General features: G+C 67.3%; 18 protein-coding genes. 5 read left to right on the plus strand and 13 right to left on the minus strand.

Features of this window, described 5'->3' with window-relative positions; translation table 11 throughout:
• Positions 1–47: 47 nt before the first annotated feature.
• The 3 genes from QFZ60_RS13355 to truB are packed head-to-tail and all read right to left on the minus strand — an operon-like array spanning position 48 to position 1821.
• Positions 48–512: a hypothetical protein gene (locus QFZ60_RS13355; RefSeq protein WP_307090998.1), complete on the minus strand. Its 465-nt coding sequence runs from the start codon at positions 510–512 to the stop codon at positions 48–50.
• Between the two features lie 19 nt (positions 513–531).
• The gene (locus QFZ60_RS13360; protein ID WP_142121052.1) at positions 532–885 is read right to left on the minus strand and encodes a hypothetical protein; all 354 of its coding nucleotides are present in this window, start codon (positions 883–885) and stop codon (positions 532–534) included.
• Positions 886–888: 3 nt separating this feature from the next.
• Positions 889–1821 (minus strand): tRNA pseudouridine(55) synthase TruB, encoded by a 933-nt coding sequence (gene truB / locus QFZ60_RS13365; protein ID WP_307091000.1) that lies wholly within the window; start codon positions 1819–1821, stop codon positions 889–891.
• A 102-nt stretch (positions 1822–1923) separates the two neighbouring features.
• Here truB and QFZ60_RS13370 point away from each other — a divergent pair, with 102 nt between their 5' ends.
• On the plus strand, positions 1924–3081 hold the full coding sequence (locus QFZ60_RS13370) for a pyridoxal phosphate-dependent aminotransferase (RefSeq protein ID WP_307091002.1): 1158 nt from the start codon (positions 1924–1926) through the stop codon (positions 3079–3081).
• A 36-nt stretch (positions 3082–3117) separates the two neighbouring features.
• Here QFZ60_RS13370 and trxA read toward each other — a convergent pair whose 3' ends face one another.
• Together trxA and QFZ60_RS13380 are read right to left on the minus strand one after the other, a co-directional pair.
• On the minus strand, positions 3118–3555 hold the full coding sequence (gene trxA, locus QFZ60_RS13375; RefSeq protein ID WP_142121045.1) for a thioredoxin: 438 nt from the start codon (positions 3553–3555) through the stop codon (positions 3118–3120).
• 2 nt (positions 3556–3557) lie between these two features.
• Positions 3558–4097 carry a nucleoside deaminase gene (locus QFZ60_RS13380; RefSeq protein WP_307091005.1) on the minus strand — a complete coding sequence of 180 codons (540 nt, stop codon included), beginning with the start codon at positions 4095–4097 and terminating at the stop codon, positions 3558–3560.
• Between the two features lie 175 nt (positions 4098–4272).
• Between QFZ60_RS13380 and QFZ60_RS13385 the strand changes: the two genes are divergently transcribed.
• Positions 4273–5415 (plus strand): ScyD/ScyE family protein, encoded by a 1143-nt coding sequence (locus QFZ60_RS13385; RefSeq protein WP_307091007.1) that lies wholly within the window; start codon positions 4273–4275, stop codon positions 5413–5415.
• A 74-nt stretch (positions 5416–5489) separates the two neighbouring features.
• Here the strand turns inward: QFZ60_RS13385 and rbfA are convergent, their stop codons facing one another.
• The 5 genes from rbfA to rimP form a co-directional block, all read right to left on the minus strand.
• Positions 5490–5999 (minus strand): 30S ribosome-binding factor RbfA, encoded by a 510-nt coding sequence (rbfA, locus tag QFZ60_RS13390; RefSeq protein ID WP_056338417.1) that lies wholly within the window; start codon positions 5997–5999, stop codon positions 5490–5492.
• Positions 6000–6291: 292 nt separating this feature from the next.
• A complete protein-coding gene (infB, locus tag QFZ60_RS13395; RefSeq protein ID WP_307091010.1) occupies positions 6292–9222 on the minus strand; it encodes a translation initiation factor IF-2 in 2931 nt (976 codons plus the stop codon).
• 152 nt (positions 9223–9374) lie between these two features.
• Positions 9375–9737, minus strand: a complete 363-nt coding sequence (locus QFZ60_RS13400; RefSeq protein WP_307091012.1) for a YlxR family protein — start codon at positions 9735–9737, stop codon at positions 9375–9377.
• A 164-nt stretch (positions 9738–9901) separates the two neighbouring features.
• Positions 9902–10882, minus strand: a complete 981-nt coding sequence (gene nusA / locus QFZ60_RS13405; RefSeq protein WP_142121037.1) for a transcription termination factor NusA — start codon at positions 10880–10882, stop codon at positions 9902–9904.
• Entirely contained in the window at positions 10882–11493 is a 612-nt protein-coding gene (rimP, locus tag QFZ60_RS13410) for a ribosome maturation factor RimP (RefSeq protein ID WP_307091015.1), read from the minus strand. The genes nusA and rimP overlap by 1 nt, the downstream gene beginning before the upstream one ends.
• Before the next feature lie 106 nt (positions 11494–11599).
• On the opposite strand from rimP, the gene QFZ60_RS13415 reads away from it, so the two are divergent.
• The 3 genes from QFZ60_RS13415 to QFZ60_RS13425 all read left to right on the plus strand — a co-directional run bounded on the left by QFZ60_RS13415 (position 11600) and on the right by QFZ60_RS13425 (position 14721).
• Positions 11600–12748: a DUF4439 domain-containing protein gene (locus tag QFZ60_RS13415; RefSeq protein ID WP_307091018.1), complete on the plus strand. Its 1149-nt coding sequence runs from the start codon at positions 11600–11602 to the stop codon at positions 12746–12748.
• Positions 12749–12843: 95 nt separating this feature from the next.
• Positions 12844–13620, plus strand: a complete 777-nt coding sequence (locus QFZ60_RS13420) for a VIT family protein (protein ID WP_307091020.1) — start codon at positions 12844–12846, stop codon at positions 13618–13620.
• A 66-nt stretch (positions 13621–13686) separates the two neighbouring features.
• Positions 13687–14721, plus strand: coding sequence for an aminoglycoside phosphotransferase family protein (locus QFZ60_RS13425; protein ID WP_307091021.1), 1035 nt, complete (start codon positions 13687–13689; stop codon positions 14719–14721).
• 33 nt (positions 14722–14754) lie between these two features.
• On the opposite strand, the gene QFZ60_RS13430 is transcribed toward QFZ60_RS13425, so the two are convergent.
• The 3 genes from QFZ60_RS13430 to QFZ60_RS13440 are packed head-to-tail and all read right to left on the minus strand — an operon-like array spanning position 14755 to position 18804.
• A complete protein-coding gene (locus QFZ60_RS13430; protein ID WP_307091023.1) occupies positions 14755–16146 on the minus strand; it encodes a pyridoxal-dependent decarboxylase in 1392 nt (463 codons plus the stop codon).
• 55 nt (positions 16147–16201) lie between these two features.
• The gene (locus QFZ60_RS13435; protein ID WP_307091025.1) at positions 16202–16996 is read right to left on the minus strand and encodes a TSUP family transporter; all 795 of its coding nucleotides are present in this window, start codon (positions 16994–16996) and stop codon (positions 16202–16204) included.
• Positions 16993–18804 carry a proline--tRNA ligase gene (locus QFZ60_RS13440; RefSeq protein ID WP_307091028.1) on the minus strand — a complete coding sequence of 604 codons (1812 nt, stop codon included), beginning with the start codon at positions 18802–18804 and terminating at the stop codon, positions 16993–16995. The genes QFZ60_RS13435 and QFZ60_RS13440 overlap by 4 nt, the downstream gene beginning before the upstream one ends.
• Positions 18805–19151 lie beyond the last annotated feature (347 nt).

The following is a 19151-nucleotide window of genomic DNA, read 5'->3' on the forward strand; positions in this document are numbered from 1 at the left end:
GCCCTTGACACTCGGACGCCCCCGGCGCCCCTGCGGTTGCTTTGGCTTCACCGGGAAGCCTGGACGCGCGGTCCAGCCGCCGAAGGCCGGCGCCGGTAGAGCCACACCAGGCCAAGGATGGGCAGCAGCAGCGGGATGAAACCGTAGCCGCGGCCAAACAGGGACCACACCGTCTCGTGCGGGAACTGCACGGAATCCAGGATGCTCAGGGTCCCCACTACCAGGACCCCCAACAGTTCAACCAGCACTGCGGCAACGGAGACCTTGAACCAGGTGCTTCCGGCCTTGGCCAGCGACACTGTGGCCACCACGTAGACCAGGGCGGCGAAGGCGGAGAGCAGGTAGGCCAGTGGAGCCTCGGAGAACTTGGTGAGGATCTGGTAGCCGGCACGGGCGGTGGCCGAGATGGCGAAGACCCCGTACACGGCGATCAGGAGGCGGCCGGGGCCGGTGTTGCGGGTATTGCGGACGGGTGCCTCACCGGTGGCCGCCTGGGCCTGCTTGTCTTTCATTCCTGCTGCTTCTTCCACTTCAGTACCAGATCTGGTTCATTCGGGCAGCCATGACGAGTGCCGTGACGCCGACTGCGGCCAGGACAAAATTGCTCCACCGTGTGCGCTCCAGGATGGACCAGTAGATGGCTGCCGGCGGCAGGAGCATGGCGGTGGCCATATAGCCCCAGAACTCCCACGCCTCGCCGGCAATGGGTTCGCCGGCAATGACCCTGACGATGGAACCCACCAGGTACACCACCAGGGCCACTTCCACTGCAACGACGGAGAGGATGGTGGCATCGTTGGGCGCCTTCTTCAGGACTCCCGCACCCAGGCATAGCAGCGTGGACACCAGGCCGACGACGAGGATGATCCAAAAATACGCGTCCACGCTTTAGGCCTCCGCGGCGGTTGCGGCAGCGCCGGAGCCGGGGGCGAAGACGAGCACCGGCTTGGCGTAGCTGCCGGCGTCGGCAAGAAGGGCCACCAGGCTTCCGTCGGGGGCGAAGGCAGCGGCGGGATGTTCGGCGGTGGCAGCACCGGGAGCGCCGGGGGCGGCCCCGGCAGCAATGCGCCGCCCGAAGGAGATCTCAGTGGTTTCCTCGGCGCTGAGTTCGCGGTTGGGCATCAGCGCGCGGGCAGCCTCAGACATCTCCAGGACGTTGAGCTCCTCGGCCAGCTGTTCAAGGGTGCGCGCCTGATCGAGGGAATAGGGGCCCACGTGGGTCCTGCGGAGGGCGGTGAGGTGGCCTCCCACGCCAAGGGCATTGCCAAGGTCCCGGGCCAGGGCGCGGATGTACGTACCGGAGGAGCATTCGACCGTGACGTCGAGGTCAACCACATCCGCCTCGGGGTTTCGCGCAATGGCGTGCACCTCGAACCGGTGGATGGTGACGGGGCGTGAGGCCAGCTTCACGTCCTCACCCGACCGCACGCGCGCATAGGCGCGTTCGCCGTTCACTTTGATGGCGCTGACGCTGCTGGGCACCTGCTGGATGCCGCCCGTGAGTGCTGCGACGCCGTCGTAAATTGCCTGCTCGCTGACGCCGGACGTGCCGGTGGTGGCAGTGACCTCCCCTTCCGCGTCATCGGTGACGGTGGACTGGCCCAGCCGGATGGTGGCGGTGTAGGTCTTTGAGGTGCCCACGATGTAGGTGAGCAAGCGCGTTGCCTTGTTGATGCCCACCACCAGGACGCCGGTGGCCATCGGGTCCAGGGTTCCTGCGTGCCCCACTTTCCGGGTCCCTGCGAGGCGCCGCATCCGGCCAACCACATCATGGCTGGTCCATCCCTGCGGCTTGTCCACTATCACCAGTCCAGAAAGCACGCCTCCCAGTATATCGGCGCTGGTAGGCCCGCCTGCCCACCCACTGCGGCCCGTCACGGCACGCTCGGCGGCAGTCCCGCAGGGACGGTTAGGATGGCTGGCATGCCTGAGCTTGCCGCCCATGTCCGCGACGTGCCCGTCAACCAGATCCGCGAGATCACCGAGGCCGCGTGGCGCACTCCCGGCGCCATTGTGCTGAGCATCGGGGAGCCCGGGTTCCCGCTCCCCCGCCACGTCCTGGACGCAGGCATCGCCTGCCTTGACCGTGATGAAACCAACTACACGCCCAACGCCGGGATTCCCGCCCTTCGTGAAGCCTTCGCTGCCAGGTTCCGGGAGGAACAGGGAGTGGATGTCGGCGCTGACCGTGTCTACGTGGTGTCCGGTGCGCAGCAGGGCCTGCACTTCGCCATGAGCCTGCTGCTCTCCCCCGGGGACGAAATCCTGATCCCCAACCCGGGCTACCCCACCTTCGCCATGACCAGCCGGCTGCTCAGTGCCGTCCCCGTGGGCTATCCGCTGCACCCCGAACACGGCTTCCAGCCCCGGGTTGCCGATGTGGAGGCGCTGATCACCAGCCGCACCCGGGTGCTGGTCCTCAACTCCCCCTCCAACCCCCTTGGCGCCGTGCTGGCTGAGGAAGTAGTCCGGGAACTGATGGATTTGGCCCGCCGGCACGACATCTGGGTGGTCTCGGACGAGTGCTACGAGGCGTTCACCTACGATGTGCCCCACGTCAGCCCGGCAAGGTTCGACGGCGGCACGGCGGCGGATGCGCGCGTGTTCACGTCGCTGACACTGTCCAAGACCTACGGCCTGACCGGGCTGCGCATCGGCGCCCTGGTCTGTCCGCCAGGGCTCGAACAGAAGATGGACAACGTCATGGAATCGATCGTCTCGTGCGTGGCGTCTGCGCCGCAGTACGCGGCGCTCGCGGCGCTGACCGGGCCGCAGGACTACGTCCGGCACGCCCACCAGCACTACCGGGAGAACCGGGACGCCGCCTCTGCGGTGCTGGCAGCCAAGGGGATCCGGTATCTTCCGGCGCAGGGCGCGTTCTACCTGTGGGCTGATATGTCCCACGTGAGCGGCGGGGATGTGCGGGCTTGGGTTCGGCGTTTCCTCGCAGACTCCGGTGTGGCGCTGGCTCCGGGGACCGCCTTCGGCTCCATTGGCGAGGGGTGGGTCCGGATCGCGCTGTGTGGCCGGAAGCAGGACCTGCTGGATGGGCTGTCCCGGCTTCCGGACGCCCGGCCGTAGACGGCTGGTGCCGGGTTCCGAGCGCTCCGTTTCCAGCTAGCTGCGGGCGCCGGCGAGGGCCTTGTCCAGCCAGGAACGGAGGACCTCCGCCGGCGCAGCGCCCGCCTGGCGCGCTGCCACCTTTCCGTCAACAAGCACCATCAAGGTGGGAATGGCCTGCACATCGAACCGCTGCGACAGGCCGGGAGACGTATCCACATCCACCTTCACCAGCTTGATCTTCCCGGGCCGTTCCCTGGCCAGCTTGTCCAGGACCGGGCTGACCATCCGGCAGGGTCCGCACCACGCCGCCCAGAAGTCGACCAGCACCGGAACCGGGGATTGCTCCGCCACGGCCGCGAAGTCGCTGTCGCCTGCGGATACGATCCAGGGCAGGTCCGCCTTGCAGTTGCCGCAGCGCGGGTGGCCCGAAGCCCTGGCCGGAACCCGGTTGGTCTTGCCGCAGGCCGGGCAGCTCAAGAGTGTGGGTTCCATGGCTAATATTCCTTCCTGCTGTCAAAGGCGCGCCATGCCTGAAAGGGGACGTCCGACGTCGGGATGTCACCCTTGGTGACCGGCATCAGCTCCGGCGCCGCGCCACTGAAGTAGTCATAGAAGAGCGCGTCATCGAAGCCTGCCGCCGCGGCCCCGTGCCGGTCTGCTGCGTAGTAGACGTGTCCGATCCTGGCCCACAAGGCGGACGCCAGGCACATGGGGCACGGCTCGCAGCTTGCGTAGAGGACCGAACCGGTGAGGTCGAAATCGGCTGCAGCGGCGGCCGCTGCCCGGATGGCCACCACTTCCGCGTGGGCGGTGGGGTCGTTATCCCTGGTCACCCTGTTGACTCCGGTATGGACGCGTCCGTCAGGCGTCACCACGACCGCTCCGAATGGCCCGCCGCCCTCAGCGACGTTGTGCGTGGCCAGTTCCACGGCCTGTTCAAGGTATTGAGCCTGTCCGGGATGGTGGGCAGATTCGGGGTGCTGAGCAGATTCGGGGTGCTGCAAGCCCCTGTTGCCGTGGTCTGCGGACGTCATAGCACGATCCTAGCCACAGGTGCCCCGTTGGGGGACGAAATGGGGGCCAGAAAGGGGGGATGCCCCCAACGACTACCCGCTGGTAGGGGCCTACGCTTGCGCCCGGGGGATCATTTCGCCTCTGCGGAGGCTTCATATCCAGCCCGCAAGGGCATCTCGCACCCCGGAGTACCCAATGAAACGACAACTTACCTTTATCGCCTGCGTGGCCACCGCCACGATGGTGCAGGCCGCACCGGCACTCGCATCCAGCCACAACCCCGACTATGAGGTCATGGCAACCGGCCTGGTCTCGCCCCTCCATCTCGCGGTGGGCAGCGGTGAAACTGTCCGCGTCAGCCAGGATTTCGCCGGCATCCTCACCCGGGTGGAGCACGACGGCGATCGTGAGGACATCCATACCGCGGAGAAGGGCTGGGAAGTGGCCGGGGCGGAAATCCACGATGGCATGACGTATTTCCTGGAAAGTATTGGAGCCGGACAAGGTGACCCCGCCGCTCTCCAGGGCTACCTCAAGTCCATTGACTCCAAGGGTGATGTGGACACCATCGCCAACTTTGCGGACTACGAACGGAAGCACAACCCCGACGGTGACCAGCACTACGGCTTCGAGCCCGATGTCAGCGACACGTGCCTGGCGGACTGGCCGGCCTTCCCGCCGGCACGGTACACGGGAGCGGTGGATTCCCACCCGTACGCCCTGGCAATCAAGGGCAATACTGCCTATGTGGCTGATGCCGGCATGAACGCGATCCTCAAGGTGAATCTTTCGTCAGGCGCCATTTCCACGCTGGCGGTCCTGCCGCCAAGGCCGGCCAAGGTCCCTGCCGGACTGCAGATCCCCGTTGACATGCAGGGCAACAGTGTGCCGGTTCCTGAATGTGTTGTCGGCGAGAAGTACGCCTTCGAACCCGTTCCCACCGACGTCGAAATCGGGCCGGACGGCTGGCTGTACGTCACGTCGTTGCCTGGTGGCCCGGAAGGACCGGAAATGGGTCCGCGCGGTGCGGTCTTCAAGGTGAATCCGTGGAACGGTGACACGACTGTTTGGGCGGACCATATCCTGAGCCCCACCGGGCTTGCTGTGGCAGACAACGGGGACGTCTACGTGGCGTCGCTGTTTGGTGGCGAGATCCTGAAGTTCACCGGCGACGCCGAGCGTTCACGTTTCCTTTCCGTGAACCAGCCCGCCGATGTTGAGTACAGGGATGGGGATGTCTTCGCCACGGTGGATGCACTGATGGGGCTGTCAGACCCGTCAGCACCGGACGCTTCGGCTCCCAAGCCTGCAGGCAGGGTCATCGAAGTCGACCGCTGACAGGCGGCAGCGCAAATGCAACAGGACCCGGAGCTGCCTCCGGGTCCTGTTGTCATGCTGGCAGCCTCAGTTGCCTACTTGTTGCCGTCCTCGTCGAGGTCTTCGTCGTCGCTGAGGTCCAGGTCCTCTTCGTCGAAGTCGTCCTCGTCAATGTCCACGTCGGCCACGGCGTCGGACTTGTACGGGTCGGCATCGCCGGCGTGCCGGGCGTTGGCGGCCAGGGCAGCAACCTCTGCATCCCGCTTCTTGGCCTCGCGCAGCAGTTCCTCCAGGTTGGAGGCATTGACCGGAATCTGGTCAGCCACGAACTCAAGGGTGGGGGTCAGGCGCACAGTAATGTTGCGTCCAACTTCCTGCCGGAGCACACCCTTGGCCTTCTCAAGCCCCTTGGCAGCATCAGCCTGGACAGCCTGGTCGCCAAAGACGGTGTAATAAACGGTGGCATGCTGCAGATCATTGGTCACGCGGGCATCAGTAACAGTAATGCCCTCCAGCCGGGGATCCTTGACCTTCCGGCCCAGAGCCTCAGCAACAACAACCTTAATCCGCTGCGCCAACTTGGCAGCACGTGCCGGATCAGCCATGAACAACTCCTATAAGAAGAAAGAATTAGGGACGTACGACGGCGGCGCAAGGCTGACGACGGACGCTTCAGTTTTCGGCCACGCACCAAAGGCGGGCCAACGACGATGCCGGAGAGTTTTGGGGGCGCCCGGGAGTGGCATCGGGCCTACCGGAGCTGGGCGGCAAAGGATCGCAAGATCCTTTGCCGCCCAGCGTAGGGGCGGGGCGCCCCCAAAACTCGGAGGCACCCAACCTGGCCAGGGGCGGGGCCGCCGGAAAAATCCAACGGCCCCGGCCACGGACTAACAAGAGTTAGACGCGCGGCTTCTCGCGCATCTCGAAGGTCTCGATGATGTCGCCTTCGGTGATGTCGTTGTACGACCCAAGACCGATACCACATTCGAAGTCCGTGCGGACCTCGGTGGCGTCGTCCTTGAAGCGCTTGAGCGTCTCAACGGTGAGGTTGTCACCGATGACCTTGCCGTCGCGGCTGATCCGTGCCTTGGTGTTACGGCGGATGATGCCGGAGCGGACGATCGAGCCGGCGATGTTTCCGAACTTGGAGGAGCGGAAGACTTCGCGGACCTCGGCGGTGCCGAGCTGGACTTCTTCGTATTCCGGCTTGAGCATGCCCTTGAGTGCTGCCTCGATGTCATCGATTGCTGCGTAGATGACGGAGTAGAAGCGCATGTCCACGCCTTCGCGGTCTGCCAGTTCGGCAACCCGCTCGGCGGGCTTGACGTTGAAGCCGATGATGACGGCGGAGTCCACCGTTGCCAGGTTGACGTCGTTCTGGGTGATGGCACCCACGCCGCGGTGGATGACGCGCAGCTGCACGCCTTCCCCGACATCGATCTTGAGCAGCGCGTCTTCGAGGGCTTCCACGGCACCGGACACGTCACCCTTGAGGATGAGGTTGAGGGTGTCGATCTTGCCTTCGGCGACGGCCTGGTCGAAGTCTTCCAGGCTGATGCGCTTGCGGCGCTTGGCCAGGGCGGCGTTGCGGTCGGCGGCTTCACGCTTCTCGGCGATCTGGCGGGCGGTGCGCTCGTCAGCGGTCACGAAGAAGGTGTCACCGGCGCGCGGCACGTTGGACAGACCCAGCACCTGGACGGGGCGGGACGGGCCGGCCTCGGTCAGGGCGCTGCCGTCGTCGTCGAACATCGCACGGACACGGCCGTGGGCCGTGCCTGCAACGATGGTGTCGCCGACGCGCAGCGTACCGGACTGCACCAGGACGGTGGCAACGGCACCGCGACCCTTGTCCAGGTTGGCTTCGATCGCGATACCGCGGGCGTCCTTGTTCGGGTTGGCGCGCATGTCCAGGGCGGCGTCCGCGGTGAGCAGGACGGCCTCGAGCAGCTCGTCGATGTTGAGGTTCTGGCGGGCAGAGACCTCCACGAACATGGTGTCGCCACCGTATTCCTCGGGAACCAGGCCGTATTCGGTCAGCTGGCCGCGGACCTTCTCCGGGTTGGCGCCTTCCTTGTCGATCTTGTTCACTGCCACGACGATCGGCACGTTGGCCGCCTGGGCGTGGTTGAGCGCTTCAACGGTCTGCGGCATGACGCCGTCGTCCGCTGCGACCACCAGGATGGCGATGTCGGTGACCTTCGCACCACGGGCACGCATGGCGGTGAACGCCTCGTGGCCCGGGGTATCGATGAAGGTGATCTTGCGGTCGTCGCCTTCGTGGTTGTGCGTGACCTGGTAGGCACCGATGTGCTGCGTGATGCCGCCGTGTTCGCCGGCCATGACGTCGGACTTGCGGATGGCATCGAGCAGGCGGGTCTTACCGTGGTCGACGTGGCCCATGACGGTGACAACCGGAGGACGTGCCTCGAGTTGCTCGTCGCCTTCGGCTTCCAGCTCGGCGTCGAAGTCGATGTCGAACCCGGAGAGCAGCTCGCGCTCCTCGTCTTCCGGCGACACGACCTGGAGCTTGTAGCCCAGCTCCTCGCCCAGCAGGGCGAAGGTCTCCTCGTCCAGCGACTGCGTTGCCGTGGCCATTTCACCAAGGTGGAACAGCACGGTCACCAGTGCGGCCGGGTTTGCCTCGATCTTGTCGGCGAAGTCCGTGATGGACGAACCACGGCGGAGCCGGATGACGGTGTTGCCGTCGCCGCGGGGTACGCTCACGCCACCCAGCGACGGGGCACTCATCTGCTCAAGTTCCTGGCGCTTGGCACGCTTGGACTTGCGCTGCTTGCCACGGCCTGCGCCGCCCTTGCCGAAGGCACCCTGGGTGCCGCCGCGGCCGCGGCCGCCCTTGCCGAAGCCACCACCGGCGGGAGCACCGCCGCCGGCACCGGGACCGCCGGTGCCGGGTGCGCCGCCGGGGCGTCCGGGACCGCGGCCGCCGCCACCGGGACGGCCTGCACCTGCGGGTGCGGGACGCTCAGTGCGGTTGGGCATCATGCCGGGAGTAGGACGGGGACCTCCGGGGCGGGGTGCACCCGGACGGGGTCCGCCTGCACCGGCTGCGGGACGGGGCCCACCGGCACCGGCTGCGGGACGCGGCCCGCCGGGACGGGGCCCGCCTGCACCGGCTGCGGGACGGGGGCCGCCGGGGCGGTCGCCGTCGTTACGGCTGCCACCGGGACGGGGCATGCCCTGCGAGGTGGCGAAGGGGTTGTTGCCCGGACGGGGGGCGCGTTCACCGTCTCCGCCGCGGCCGCGGGGCATGCCCTGCGAGGTGGCGAAGGGGTTGTTGCCCGGGCGGGGACCGCCGGGACGGGGGCCGGACGCACCCGGTGCGGATCCACCCGGACGGGTGGACGGAGCCGGGGTGTCGGCCTTGGGCGCCGGACGCGCACCGGGCTTGGCACCGGTGGACGGAGCACCCGAGGTGGGCGCAGCCGAGGACGGAGCCGCAGGGGCGGCAGGCGCGGCGGCCGGCGTGGCCGGTGCTTCTGCCTGTGCGGGCGCGGAGGGGGCAGCGGGAGCCTGTGCCTGTGCCTTGGGGGCCGGAGCCTTGGGCGCAGCAGGGCCGGGAGCCGGTGCTGAAGGACGTGATTCTGCTGCGGGAGCAGGTGCCTTGGGCGCAGCGGCAGGCGCTGCGGCCGGTGCCGCTGACTTGGCAGCGGCGTCGGGGAAGGCGTTGCGCAGTTTACGCACAACGGGGGCCTCAATGGTGGAAGAGGCGGAGCGAACAAATTCGCCCAGTTCCTGCAGTTTTGTCACTGCATCTTTGGAAGTAATACCGAGCTCTTTGGCGAGCTCATGTACGCGGACCTTGGCCACATTTCTCCTGTCTCGGTCCGCACCGAGCCAGGCACGAACCGTCTACTTCTTACTGCGGACCCCAGCCGCGACTACAGCGGAAGGGCCCATTGCAGAGCGCAACAAAGTTGTCATCGTTACGCACTCATCGCTGGGAACTCATCGGGTTTCCATCAGATTTCTGACCCGCTTTCAGGTTGGACGGTTGGTGTTGCAGCCACCGGGGCGGCGTCAACGTTCGGGCCTCGCGTGATCCAGTGTTCGACGGCGGCTGTTTCGGTTGCGCCGGGGAGGGCGCGTCCGAATGCTCGCCGCTTGACCGCAAGAGCCAGGCACGATTCGCTGGGGTGCAGCCATGCACCCCGGCCAGACATCCGGCGTCGTTCATCCACCAGGACAGCGGTTGACCCGCTGCCTTCGGCGACGAGCCGGAGCAACTGCGACCGCGGGCCCTTTTTCCGGCATCCGATGCAGGTACGTTCAGGCTGACTTCCGGTGGAAAGCACTTCTGCCACGGTCATCGTCCTGACGTTCATTCTGCTGGCCGCAGGTTTACCGCCTCCGCAGTCACGGAAACGAGCACGCCCAAGGCACACGGCTACCGGCCGTTAGGCGCGGTCCTGTCTATTCTAGCCCCTTTGGGCCGTTCTGCCCGAAACCGGGTGGCTGCCGCGTTGCGGAAGCCACCCCTCCGGGGACCTTACTTGTCGCGGGCCACCGCGGCGTCGGAGACGATGTCGATCCGCCAGCCGGTCAGCTTCGCCGCCAGTCGGGCGTTCTGGCCCTCCTTGCCGATGGCCAGGGACAGCTGGTAGTCAGGGACCACCACCCGGGCCGAACGCGTGGCTTCGTCCGTGATGGTGACGGAATTCACGCGCGACGGCGAGAGTGCGCTGGCGATGAAGGTGGCCGGGTTTTCGCTGAAGTCGACAATGTCGATCTTTTCGTCGTTCAACTCGGTCATGACTGCGCGGACGCGTGAGCCCATCTCACCGATGCAGGCACCCTTGGCGTTGATCCCCGGGGTGTTCGCCTTGACGGCGATCTTGGTGCGGTGGCCGGCTTCGCGGGCCAGGGCAACGATTTCCACGGAGTGGTCGGCGATCTCGGGGACTTCGAGTTCGAAGAGCTTGCGGACCAGGCCGGGGTGGGACCGGGAGAGCGTGACGGACGGACCCTTGGTGCCGCGGTGCACATCGATGACCAGGGCGCGCAGCCGGTTGCCGTGGATGTACTTCTCACCGGGAACCTGCTCGGGCGGCGGCAGGAGGGCCTCGAGCGAGCCGAGGTTGACCTGGATCATGTGCGGGTTGTTGCCCTGCTGGATGGTGCCGGACACCAACTCGCCCTCGCGGCCCTTGAATTCGCCCAGGACGTTATCGTCCTCAACATCGCGCAGGCGCTGCAGGATGATCTGGCGTGCGGTGCTGGCGGCGATCCGGCCGAACCCTTCCGGGGTGTGCTCGAATTCACCGATGGGGGCGCCGTCGTCGTCAATCTCAACGGCCCAAATGGTGACGTGGCCGCTCTTGCGGTCCAGCTCGGCGCGCGCTTTCTCGAAGGCGCCGGGTGACTTGTGGTACGCCACCAGGAGCGCCTGCTCGATGGTGGGGATCAGGAGGTCCAGCGGGATTTCACGCTCACGCTCCAAAAGTCTCAGTGCGCTCATGTCAATATCCATCAGGCCTCCTCAGAAGGTCCATTGTGTTCAGGTTCCAGACCGTCCTCGGGGAGGTGGCTGAATTCGATCTCGACTTTTCCGTTGCGGATCCTGTCGAAAGGAAGTTTTACGGGTTCGCCCTGGCGGGGCTTCATGCCCTTCTTGACGGCGACCTCGGGGACCAGGGTGACTCCCCCATCGTCCACGGACTGGATGCGTCCGGTGATGTTATCGCCCTGGATGACGTTCACCTTGGCCATCCGGCCCCGGGCGCGGTACCAGTGCCGGGGTTCCGTTAGCGGGCGTCCGACGCCGGGTGAGGACACTTCGAGGTCGTAGGGACGGCCGTCGTCGTTGGGATCGTTGTCCAGCACATCCGAGAGCACCCTGGAGATGTCCGCAATGACGTCCAGGCTGACCCCTCCGCTTTCCTCCTGGGGCAGGTCCACCACAACGTGGACCACGCGGTGCGAGCCGGGGATGATGGCCACGTCCTCCAGGTACAGGCGGTTGGCCTGGACGGCGGGTTCCAGGAGGGCCCGCAGCCGGGCAGCTTCGGGGTTGTGGGCCGGCGCGGATCCGCTTCCCGTACCGGTATGGTCTGGTGAAGCCGTGGCTTCTGCATTGCTCACGATGCCGGCCGCCTCCCTATAGATGATGTGGTGTTTACTAGCGTAGCTATTTTACCGGCCCAGCGGTGCACCCGGTTGCCCCGTTACCGTGACACCATGGTCTGTTGTGAAAGACCGCCGCCAGGACAGCAGCCCGCGCATGCGCCCGTTCCGTTTTGCCGTCCTCGGCCTTGCCGTGCTGGTTGTCCTGAGCCTCGGTTTCGCCCTGAATCCCGCGGAAAAGCCGGCACCTGCCCCGCCTTCGTTCTCCGAGCGCGCCCGGGCGGCGGCGTTCAGCGAGGCGATGGACCTGCGCGCTGCCGGGTTGGAGCTGGCCTCCGCCGGCGCGGCCGAATCCACCGCACTGGAACCGGTTGTGACCTTGCTGACCATCCAGGCCAGGGCACTGTCCGTCCCTGCTTCGGACTCCGGCCCGGCGTCGGCGTCGCCATCGCTATCGCCATCCGCCGTAGCGGGCCGTCCCGGTGCAGGTCTTTCGGGTGCGGGCCTTCAAACCCCCGCCGCGCTGGTCCAGGCGCTGGCCAACAGTGGCACCGCCCGCGTCGAGGACGCGGAGACGGCCGACGGCGGCATGGCGCGCCTCCTCGCGGGCACCGGCACCGCACAGCTCCTCGCCGCCGGACGCCTTGCCGCTGCAACGGGGGTACCGGCACCGAAGGGACCGGCAGGAACCCAGGAAGAGGCTTCCGCGGCTGAAGCAACTGCTGCCGCTTGCCCGTCGCCTTCAGATCCGGCTGCCGCCCCGAAGACCACCGGGCCGGATGCTGCCGCAAGCGTGGGCCAGGCACTGGCCGCAGTCATCACCGCGGAGCAACAGGCCGCCTACGGGTACCAGGCGGCACTCCCCCGCCTGGCGCCCGCGGAGGCGGGCCCGGCGTCGGAATTCCTGCTCCGGCACAAGGAACAGGCCGCAGCCGCGGCGGAACACCTCCGGTCCGCCTGCGGGGCGCCCCTGCCGCAACAGCCGGGGTATGTGCTTGAGCCAGGCTTCCTGGCTGCACCGGCGTCCGGTTTGGGCAAGCTCGAGGCAGCCACCGTGGCGGCCTACGGAGACGTTATCGCCGTATCCCAGGGCCAGGACCGAAGGTGGGCATTGTCAGCGCTGCAGTCCGCCGCGGGCCGGGCCCAGCGGTGGGGTGCAGATCCCGGACCCGTTCCAGGGCTGCGCCTGGATGTTGACCAACTGCCGTCCCTTCCTGCCGGCGCTGCCCTGCCTGCCCGAGACGGCGCACCACAGTCACCTGCTGCGCCCTGAACCCCGGTGGTCAGCGGCTCTCCCCCGAACCCCGGCCACCAAGTAAGGCCACCTTGAGGCTGGCACTGGGCAGGCGGGGATGGTTTGCTGAGGGGATGAACGCGGACGATCCGGCCGATGCACCGGGAGCCAGTGCAGCCAGTGCAGCCAATCAGGGATTGAACAGCCATCTCGAGACCGAACCACACGGCAACGACGTCGCGCACCGGCTGAACTGGCTGCGTGCCGGCGTCCTGGGTGCCAATGACGGCATCGTTTCCGTCGCCGCGATTGTGGTGGGCGTGGCCGGGGCCACTGCCGAGACCGGACCTATCCTGGCGGCGGGTGCTGCCGGACTCGTGGGCGGTGCGGTGTCCATGGCCCTGGGCGAATATGTATCGGTCAGCAGCCAAAGCGACAGCCAGCGGGCCCTGATCGAGAAGGAAAGGCGCGAACTCGAGGAAGAACCGGAAGCGGAACTGGCAGAACTGACGGCGATCTACCAGGACAAAGGCCTCAGCCCCGAAACAGCCGCCAAAGTTGCCGAGGAACTGACGGCCCACGATGTGCTGGCCGCGCACCTGTCCGCCGAACTCAATATCGATGAGGCGGACATCGTCAGCCCCTGGCACGCGGCTTTTGCCTCCGCCATCGCCTTCACTATTGGGGCCATCCTGCCCATGCTGGCCATCCTGCTTCCGCCACCGGAGGTCCGCGTTCCGCTGACCTTCGTTTCAGTCCTGGTGGCCCTGGCACTGACGGGTGCCCTCGGTGCGTGGATCGGCGGCGGTTCGAAAGCCCGGGCGGCCGTGCGCGTGGTGGTTGGCGGTGCCCTGGCGCTCGCTGCAACCTTCCTGATCGGCAACCTGCTCGGCGCCTCCGGCGTTGTCTGATCCGATGATTCCTGACTCGACAGTTCCGGACCGGCAGTGCCCGGCACCGGCGTGGGTGGCAGCCTCATGAGTGGCCCTGTGGCGGCCGTGCCCATCCCGCCGGATCTTTCGGCCCGCTACGCCCGCAGCGTTGAAGGAAGGGCGTGGCTCAGCAAGCTCCCGGGCCTGCTGCAGGAGCGTCTGGAGCAGTGGCACCTCGAGGTGGACCTGGCGCCGGGGACCATGCCGTGGAGCGGCCACGGCGGCCTGGTGGTGCCGGTGCGGCGGCAGGACGGGTTGCCGGCAGCCCTCAAAATCGCTTTTCCCCACGACGAGGCCAAGGTGGAGCGGCATGCCCTGGCCCTTTGGGGTGGCCGCGGCGCTGTTGCGCTGCTGGCCACGGATCCCGGGTCGTGTGCCATGCTCCTGGAACGCCTCGATGCCGGCCGGACCCTGGCGGACCTGGGGATGGACGACGCCATGCAGGTGTGGGGCGGGTTGGTGCGGCAACTGGGGCTTGCCCCTGACCAGCGGCCGGAGTGGCGGGAGTTCGGCCACATCGCCGCCCGCGCCGAACAGTGGAGTGATGATCTTCCAGCCGACTGGGAGCAGCTGGGCCGGCCGTTTCCCAGGTGGCTGTTGGAGGCGGCGCTGGAGGTCTGCCAGACGCGAGGCGCGGTGGGACGCCGGTCCGCCCGCGACCTGCTGGTACACACGGACCTGCATTTCCTGAACATCCTGGCGCGCCCGGGTACAGCCGAACTGGACGGCACGCCGGCACCGGCTGCTTACGCTGCCATCGATCCGCAGCCGATGATCGGCGAGCCCGAGTTCGCAGTTGCGCCGCTGCTCTGGAACCGCCTTGGGGAGCTGCCGGCGGTCCAGGCCGGGCCGGCGCTGCTCAGTCGCTGCCACGACTTCAGTACTGCCGCCGGGCTGGACCCTGACGTGGCCCGGCAATGGGGCATTGCCAGGGAGGTGGAGAACGCGCTGTGGTACGCCGCCCATGGCCACCCCGGCGACCTGGCCAGGTCCCTCTGGGTTGCCAGCACCCTCGCCGGCGACACCCTGGAAGGCCTGCCGCTTCCCCATGCGCTGCCGGAACCCGGCCAGGGTGGATAGGCCAGGGCGGCTAACGGCAGGTCGTGAAAACCGTTAAGCGTTCCGCACGGCGGCCAGGGCTGACCGGACAGCGTCCACGGCCGTGGCCACTTCCCCGCCGGATGTCTGCCAGTTGCTCACTGAGACCCGGAGGATGTCGCGGTCCCGCCAGCGTGAGCCGGACATCCACACCTTTCCCTCCTCGATAACGCGTGCGGTGACCGCGCGGGTGATGTCGTCGTCGCCGAAAGCCAGGCACACCTGGGTGTAGCCGACGTCGTTAAGCACCTCCACGCCGTCCAGGCCCGCCATGCCCTCGGCAATTGCGGTGGCGGCGGCGGCAAGTCCACCCACCTGGGCTGCAACCCCGTCCCGGCCCAGGCTCTTCAGGGCGGCCCAGACCGGCACTCCCCGCGCCCGGCGGGACAGTTCCGGGACCTTCTCGAAGGGGTCGCCCGGACCTTCAGCGTCGTGGACGAGGTAGCTCGCGTGCAGTCCCATCGCCGCGCGCAGGGCCGACGGGTCCCGGACGACGGCAATGCCGCAGTCGTAGGGCACATTCAGGGTTTTGTGCGCATCCGTGCCCCAGGAGTCCGCCTCCCCGCAGCCGCGCATGAGGTGGCTAAGCTCCGGTGCGGCGGCCGCCCACAGCCCGAAGGCGCCGTCCACGTGCACCCAGGCACCATGTTTGCGTGCGACGGCGATGGCCTCGGTGAAGGGGTCGAAGGCACCGGAGTGCAGGTTCCCCGCCTGGAGGCATACGAGGGCGGGGCCGGTGCCGGCGGAAAGGGCAGCGTCCAGCGCGGCGGGCACCAGGCGGCCCTGCCCGTCGGCGTCGACCTGCGTCGGCTGTCCCAGGCCCAGATAGCGCAGGCCAAGGTCCACGGTGTCGTGCCGTTCCCGTCCCACGAAACAGCGGATCCGGGGCGCGCCGAAGAGGCCGTCCCGGTCCAGGTCCCACCCTGCGTCGGCGAGCAGCCGCCAGCGGGCGGCCGCCATGCAGGTGAAATTTGCCATGGTGGCCCCGGTGACGAATCCGACGTCGGCAGTGGACGGCAGGCCCAGCAACTCCAGCACCCATTGCCCGGCGGCTTCCTCGATGGCGGCGGTGGCCGGAGTGGCATAACGTAGACCGGCGTTCTGGTCCCAGGCACTGACCAGCCAGTCCGACGCCATGGCCGCCGGGAGGGTCCCGCCAATAACCCAGCCGAAAAACCGGCCGGAGGGCATGGCCATGAGTCCGGGTTCGGCGGCACCGGCCAGGAAGTCGATCACCTCATCGGCAGGCATGCCCGCGGCCGGCAGCGGCCCGCCGAAAACGGGAGCGAGCTCGGTGGCGTGCAGGCTGGGTCCCACATGGCGGTCCGCAAGGCTGTCCAGCCAGGCCTGCGCGTGCCGTGCTGCGGCCGCCAGAGCGGCGGCATACCCGTCTTCGCCGTGTGCCATACCTGCATGCTACGCCGGGCCGGTGCCCGCTACGAGGAGCAGTTTCCGTGGCGGATCAGGCGAAGTTTTCCTGCCAGACGTCGTAGCCGAGCTTGACGATCAGGGCCGCAACGACCACCAGGAAGACTATGCGGACGAACTTGCTCCCCTGTTGCACGGCGGTGCGGGCGCCAAGGTATCCGCCTGCCATGTTGGCTGCCCCCAGCAGCAGGCCGATGCCCCACAGGATGGACCCGTGCGGCAGGAAGAACAGCAGGGCTCCGGCGTTGGTGGCCATGTTCACGATCTTGGCCTTGGCGCTGGCTTCCAGGAACGCATAACCCATGGCGGACACCAGGGCAATGACCAGGAAGGATCCTGTTCCGGGGCCGATGAGGCCGTCGTAGAAGCCGATCACGGCCCCGATGAGGCAGGCGACGACGTAATGCCTGTGGCCTTTGTGGCGGAGCGCCGTCAGTTCACCGACGCTGGGCCTCAGTGCGGTGAACAGCGCGACGGCCACCAGCGCCACAACGATGATGGGCTTGAAAACCCCGGCGGGGAGGGTGGCCGCCAGGCTGGCCCCGCCGAAACTTCCCGCCAGGGCGATCACCGCCATGGGCACGGCAGTCCGGAGGTCCGGCCCCACCCGCCGGTAGTAGGTGGCGGCGCTGGTGGCGGTTCCGAAAATGGAGCCCATCTTGTTGGTGGCCAGTGCCTGGACGGGTGCGATGCCCGGAACCAGGAGCAGCGCCGGAAGCTGGATGAGTCCTCCGCCGCCCACCACAGCGTCAACCCATCCGGCTGCGAATCCAGCCACCACGATCAGGACGATGGTGGTGAGTTGGATCGATTCGAAGCCGGAGATCACTGGTTTCGGACGGCGTTGACCACGTAGTCCACGGCCTTATCGACCTCGATGTTTTCGGCTTCACCGCTGCGGCGGTCCTTGATCTCCACCACACCGTCCACCAGGCCGCGTCCCACGGCCAGGATGGTGGGCACGCCCACCAGTTCCGCATCGCCGAACTTCACGCCCGGGGAAACCTTGGGGCGGTCGTCGTAGATGACGGACAGGCCGGCGTCCTCAAGCTCTGCCGAGAGCTTCTCCGCGGCCTGGAAGATCTCCTCGCCCCGGCCAACTGCCACCACGTGGACGTCGGCGGGGGCCACGGTGCGGGGCCAGACCAGGCCGCGGTCATCGTGGTTGGCCTCTGCCAGGGCGGCCACGGCGCGGGTGACGCCGACACCGTAGGAGCCCATGGTGACCACCACCTGCTTGCCGTTCTGGTCCAGCACCTTGAGGTCCAGGGCCTCTGCGTACTTGCGGCCGAGCTGGAAGATGTGTCCCATCTCGATGCCGCGGGCGGTTTCCAGGGGACCCGACCCGTCCGGGGAGGGGTCGCCCGCGCGCACTTCGGTGCATTCGATGACGCCGTCCCACGCGAAGTCGCGGCCCGCCACCAGGCCGAAGACGTGCTTGCCGGCCTCGTTGGCACCGGTGATCCATGCCGTTCCGCTGACGACGCGCGGGTCCACAAGGTAGAGCAGCTTGGTGGCGCTGTCGGAGCCCAGGAGCGGCTGGTCCAGGGACAGTCCCGGGCCCAGGTAGCCCTTGACAATCAGCGGCTGCTTCTTGAGGTCCTCCTCGCCTGCCTGCTCGAGTCCGATCTCGCCCGCGATGGGCAGGAAGGCGCCGATGTTCGCTTCAACGCGCTTGAGGTCCACTGCGCGGTCCCCGGGAACGCCGATGACTACCAACTGCCGCTCACCGGTGGGCAGCGTGACGGCGAGGACCACGTTCTTGAGCGTGTCCGCGGCAGTCCAGGCGCCGCCGTCGGCCTCTGCCCGCGGGGCAATCTGGTTTGCGGCGGCAACAAGGGTGTCGATGGTGGGAGTGTCCGGGGTGTCCAGGACCTCTGCGGCCGGTGCATTGCTGAAGTCGATCTCGTCGGGGACCACCGTGGTGACGGCCTCGACGTTGGCTGCATAACCGCCGGCAGAGCGGACGAAGGTGTCCTCACCGATCTCGGTGGGGAACAGGAATTCCTCGCTCCTGGACCCGCCCATGGCACCCGCGGTGGCTGCAACGGGAACAACCTCAAGCCCCAGGCGTTCAAAGATCTTCAGGTAGGCGCCTCGGTGGGCTGCGTAGCTCGCGTCCAGCCCTGCGTCATCGACGTCGAAGGAGTAGGAATCCTTCATGATGAATTCGCGGCCACGGAGGAGCCCTGCCCGCGGGCGTGCCTCGTCACGGTACTTGTTCTGGATCTGGTACAGGCTCAGCGGAAGGTCCTTGTACGACGAGTACAGGTCCTTGACCAGGAGCGTGAACATCTCCTCATGCGTGGGGGCCAGCAGGTAGTCGGCACCCTTGCGGTCCTGGAGCCGGAACAGGCCTTCACCGTACTCAGTCCAGCGGTTGGTGGCTTCGTAGGGCTCACGGGGCAGCAGGGCCGGGAAGTGAACTTCCTGTGCGCCGATGGCAGCCATTTCCTCCCGGATGATTTCCTCGACCTTGCGCAGCACGCTCAGCCCCAGCGGAAGCCAGGTGTAGATGCCAGGGGCCGCGCGGCGGATGTAGCCGGCACGGACCAGGAGCTTGTGGCTGGCGACCTCGGCATCGACGGGGTCTTCGCGCAGCGTGCGCAGGAAAAGCTGGGACAGTCGTAGGACCACGGGTGGTATCCGTTTCTGGGGAAGTGCTGGGTCAGCAGGGCCGGACAATTCGTCTGGGTACTAATCTACCGGCACACGGCCTGCGGCACGGACTGGCGGGGCGGGCAGCAGCGGCGACCTTCCTTCACGCCGGACACAGTAGGGCCGCCTTTCATGCCGGACACAGTAGGGCCACGCCCGGGAATACAAAGCCCCTGGCCCCCCAATAGGGCTGGTCATCGTATCCGGGCGTGGCCCAACGCCGTTATCGCCTAAGTACTGGTGAGGACTGGTGAGACCGCCCACCCCACTTCCAGCGCAGCTAGATCGAACTTATGTGATCGTGAACACGTTTGACAAGTGTTTTT

Origin of the sequence: Arthrobacter sp. B2I5 (genome assembly GCF_030816735.1) — a bacterium.
Taxonomy (GTDB): domain Bacteria; phylum Actinomycetota; class Actinomycetes; order Actinomycetales; family Micrococcaceae; genus Arthrobacter.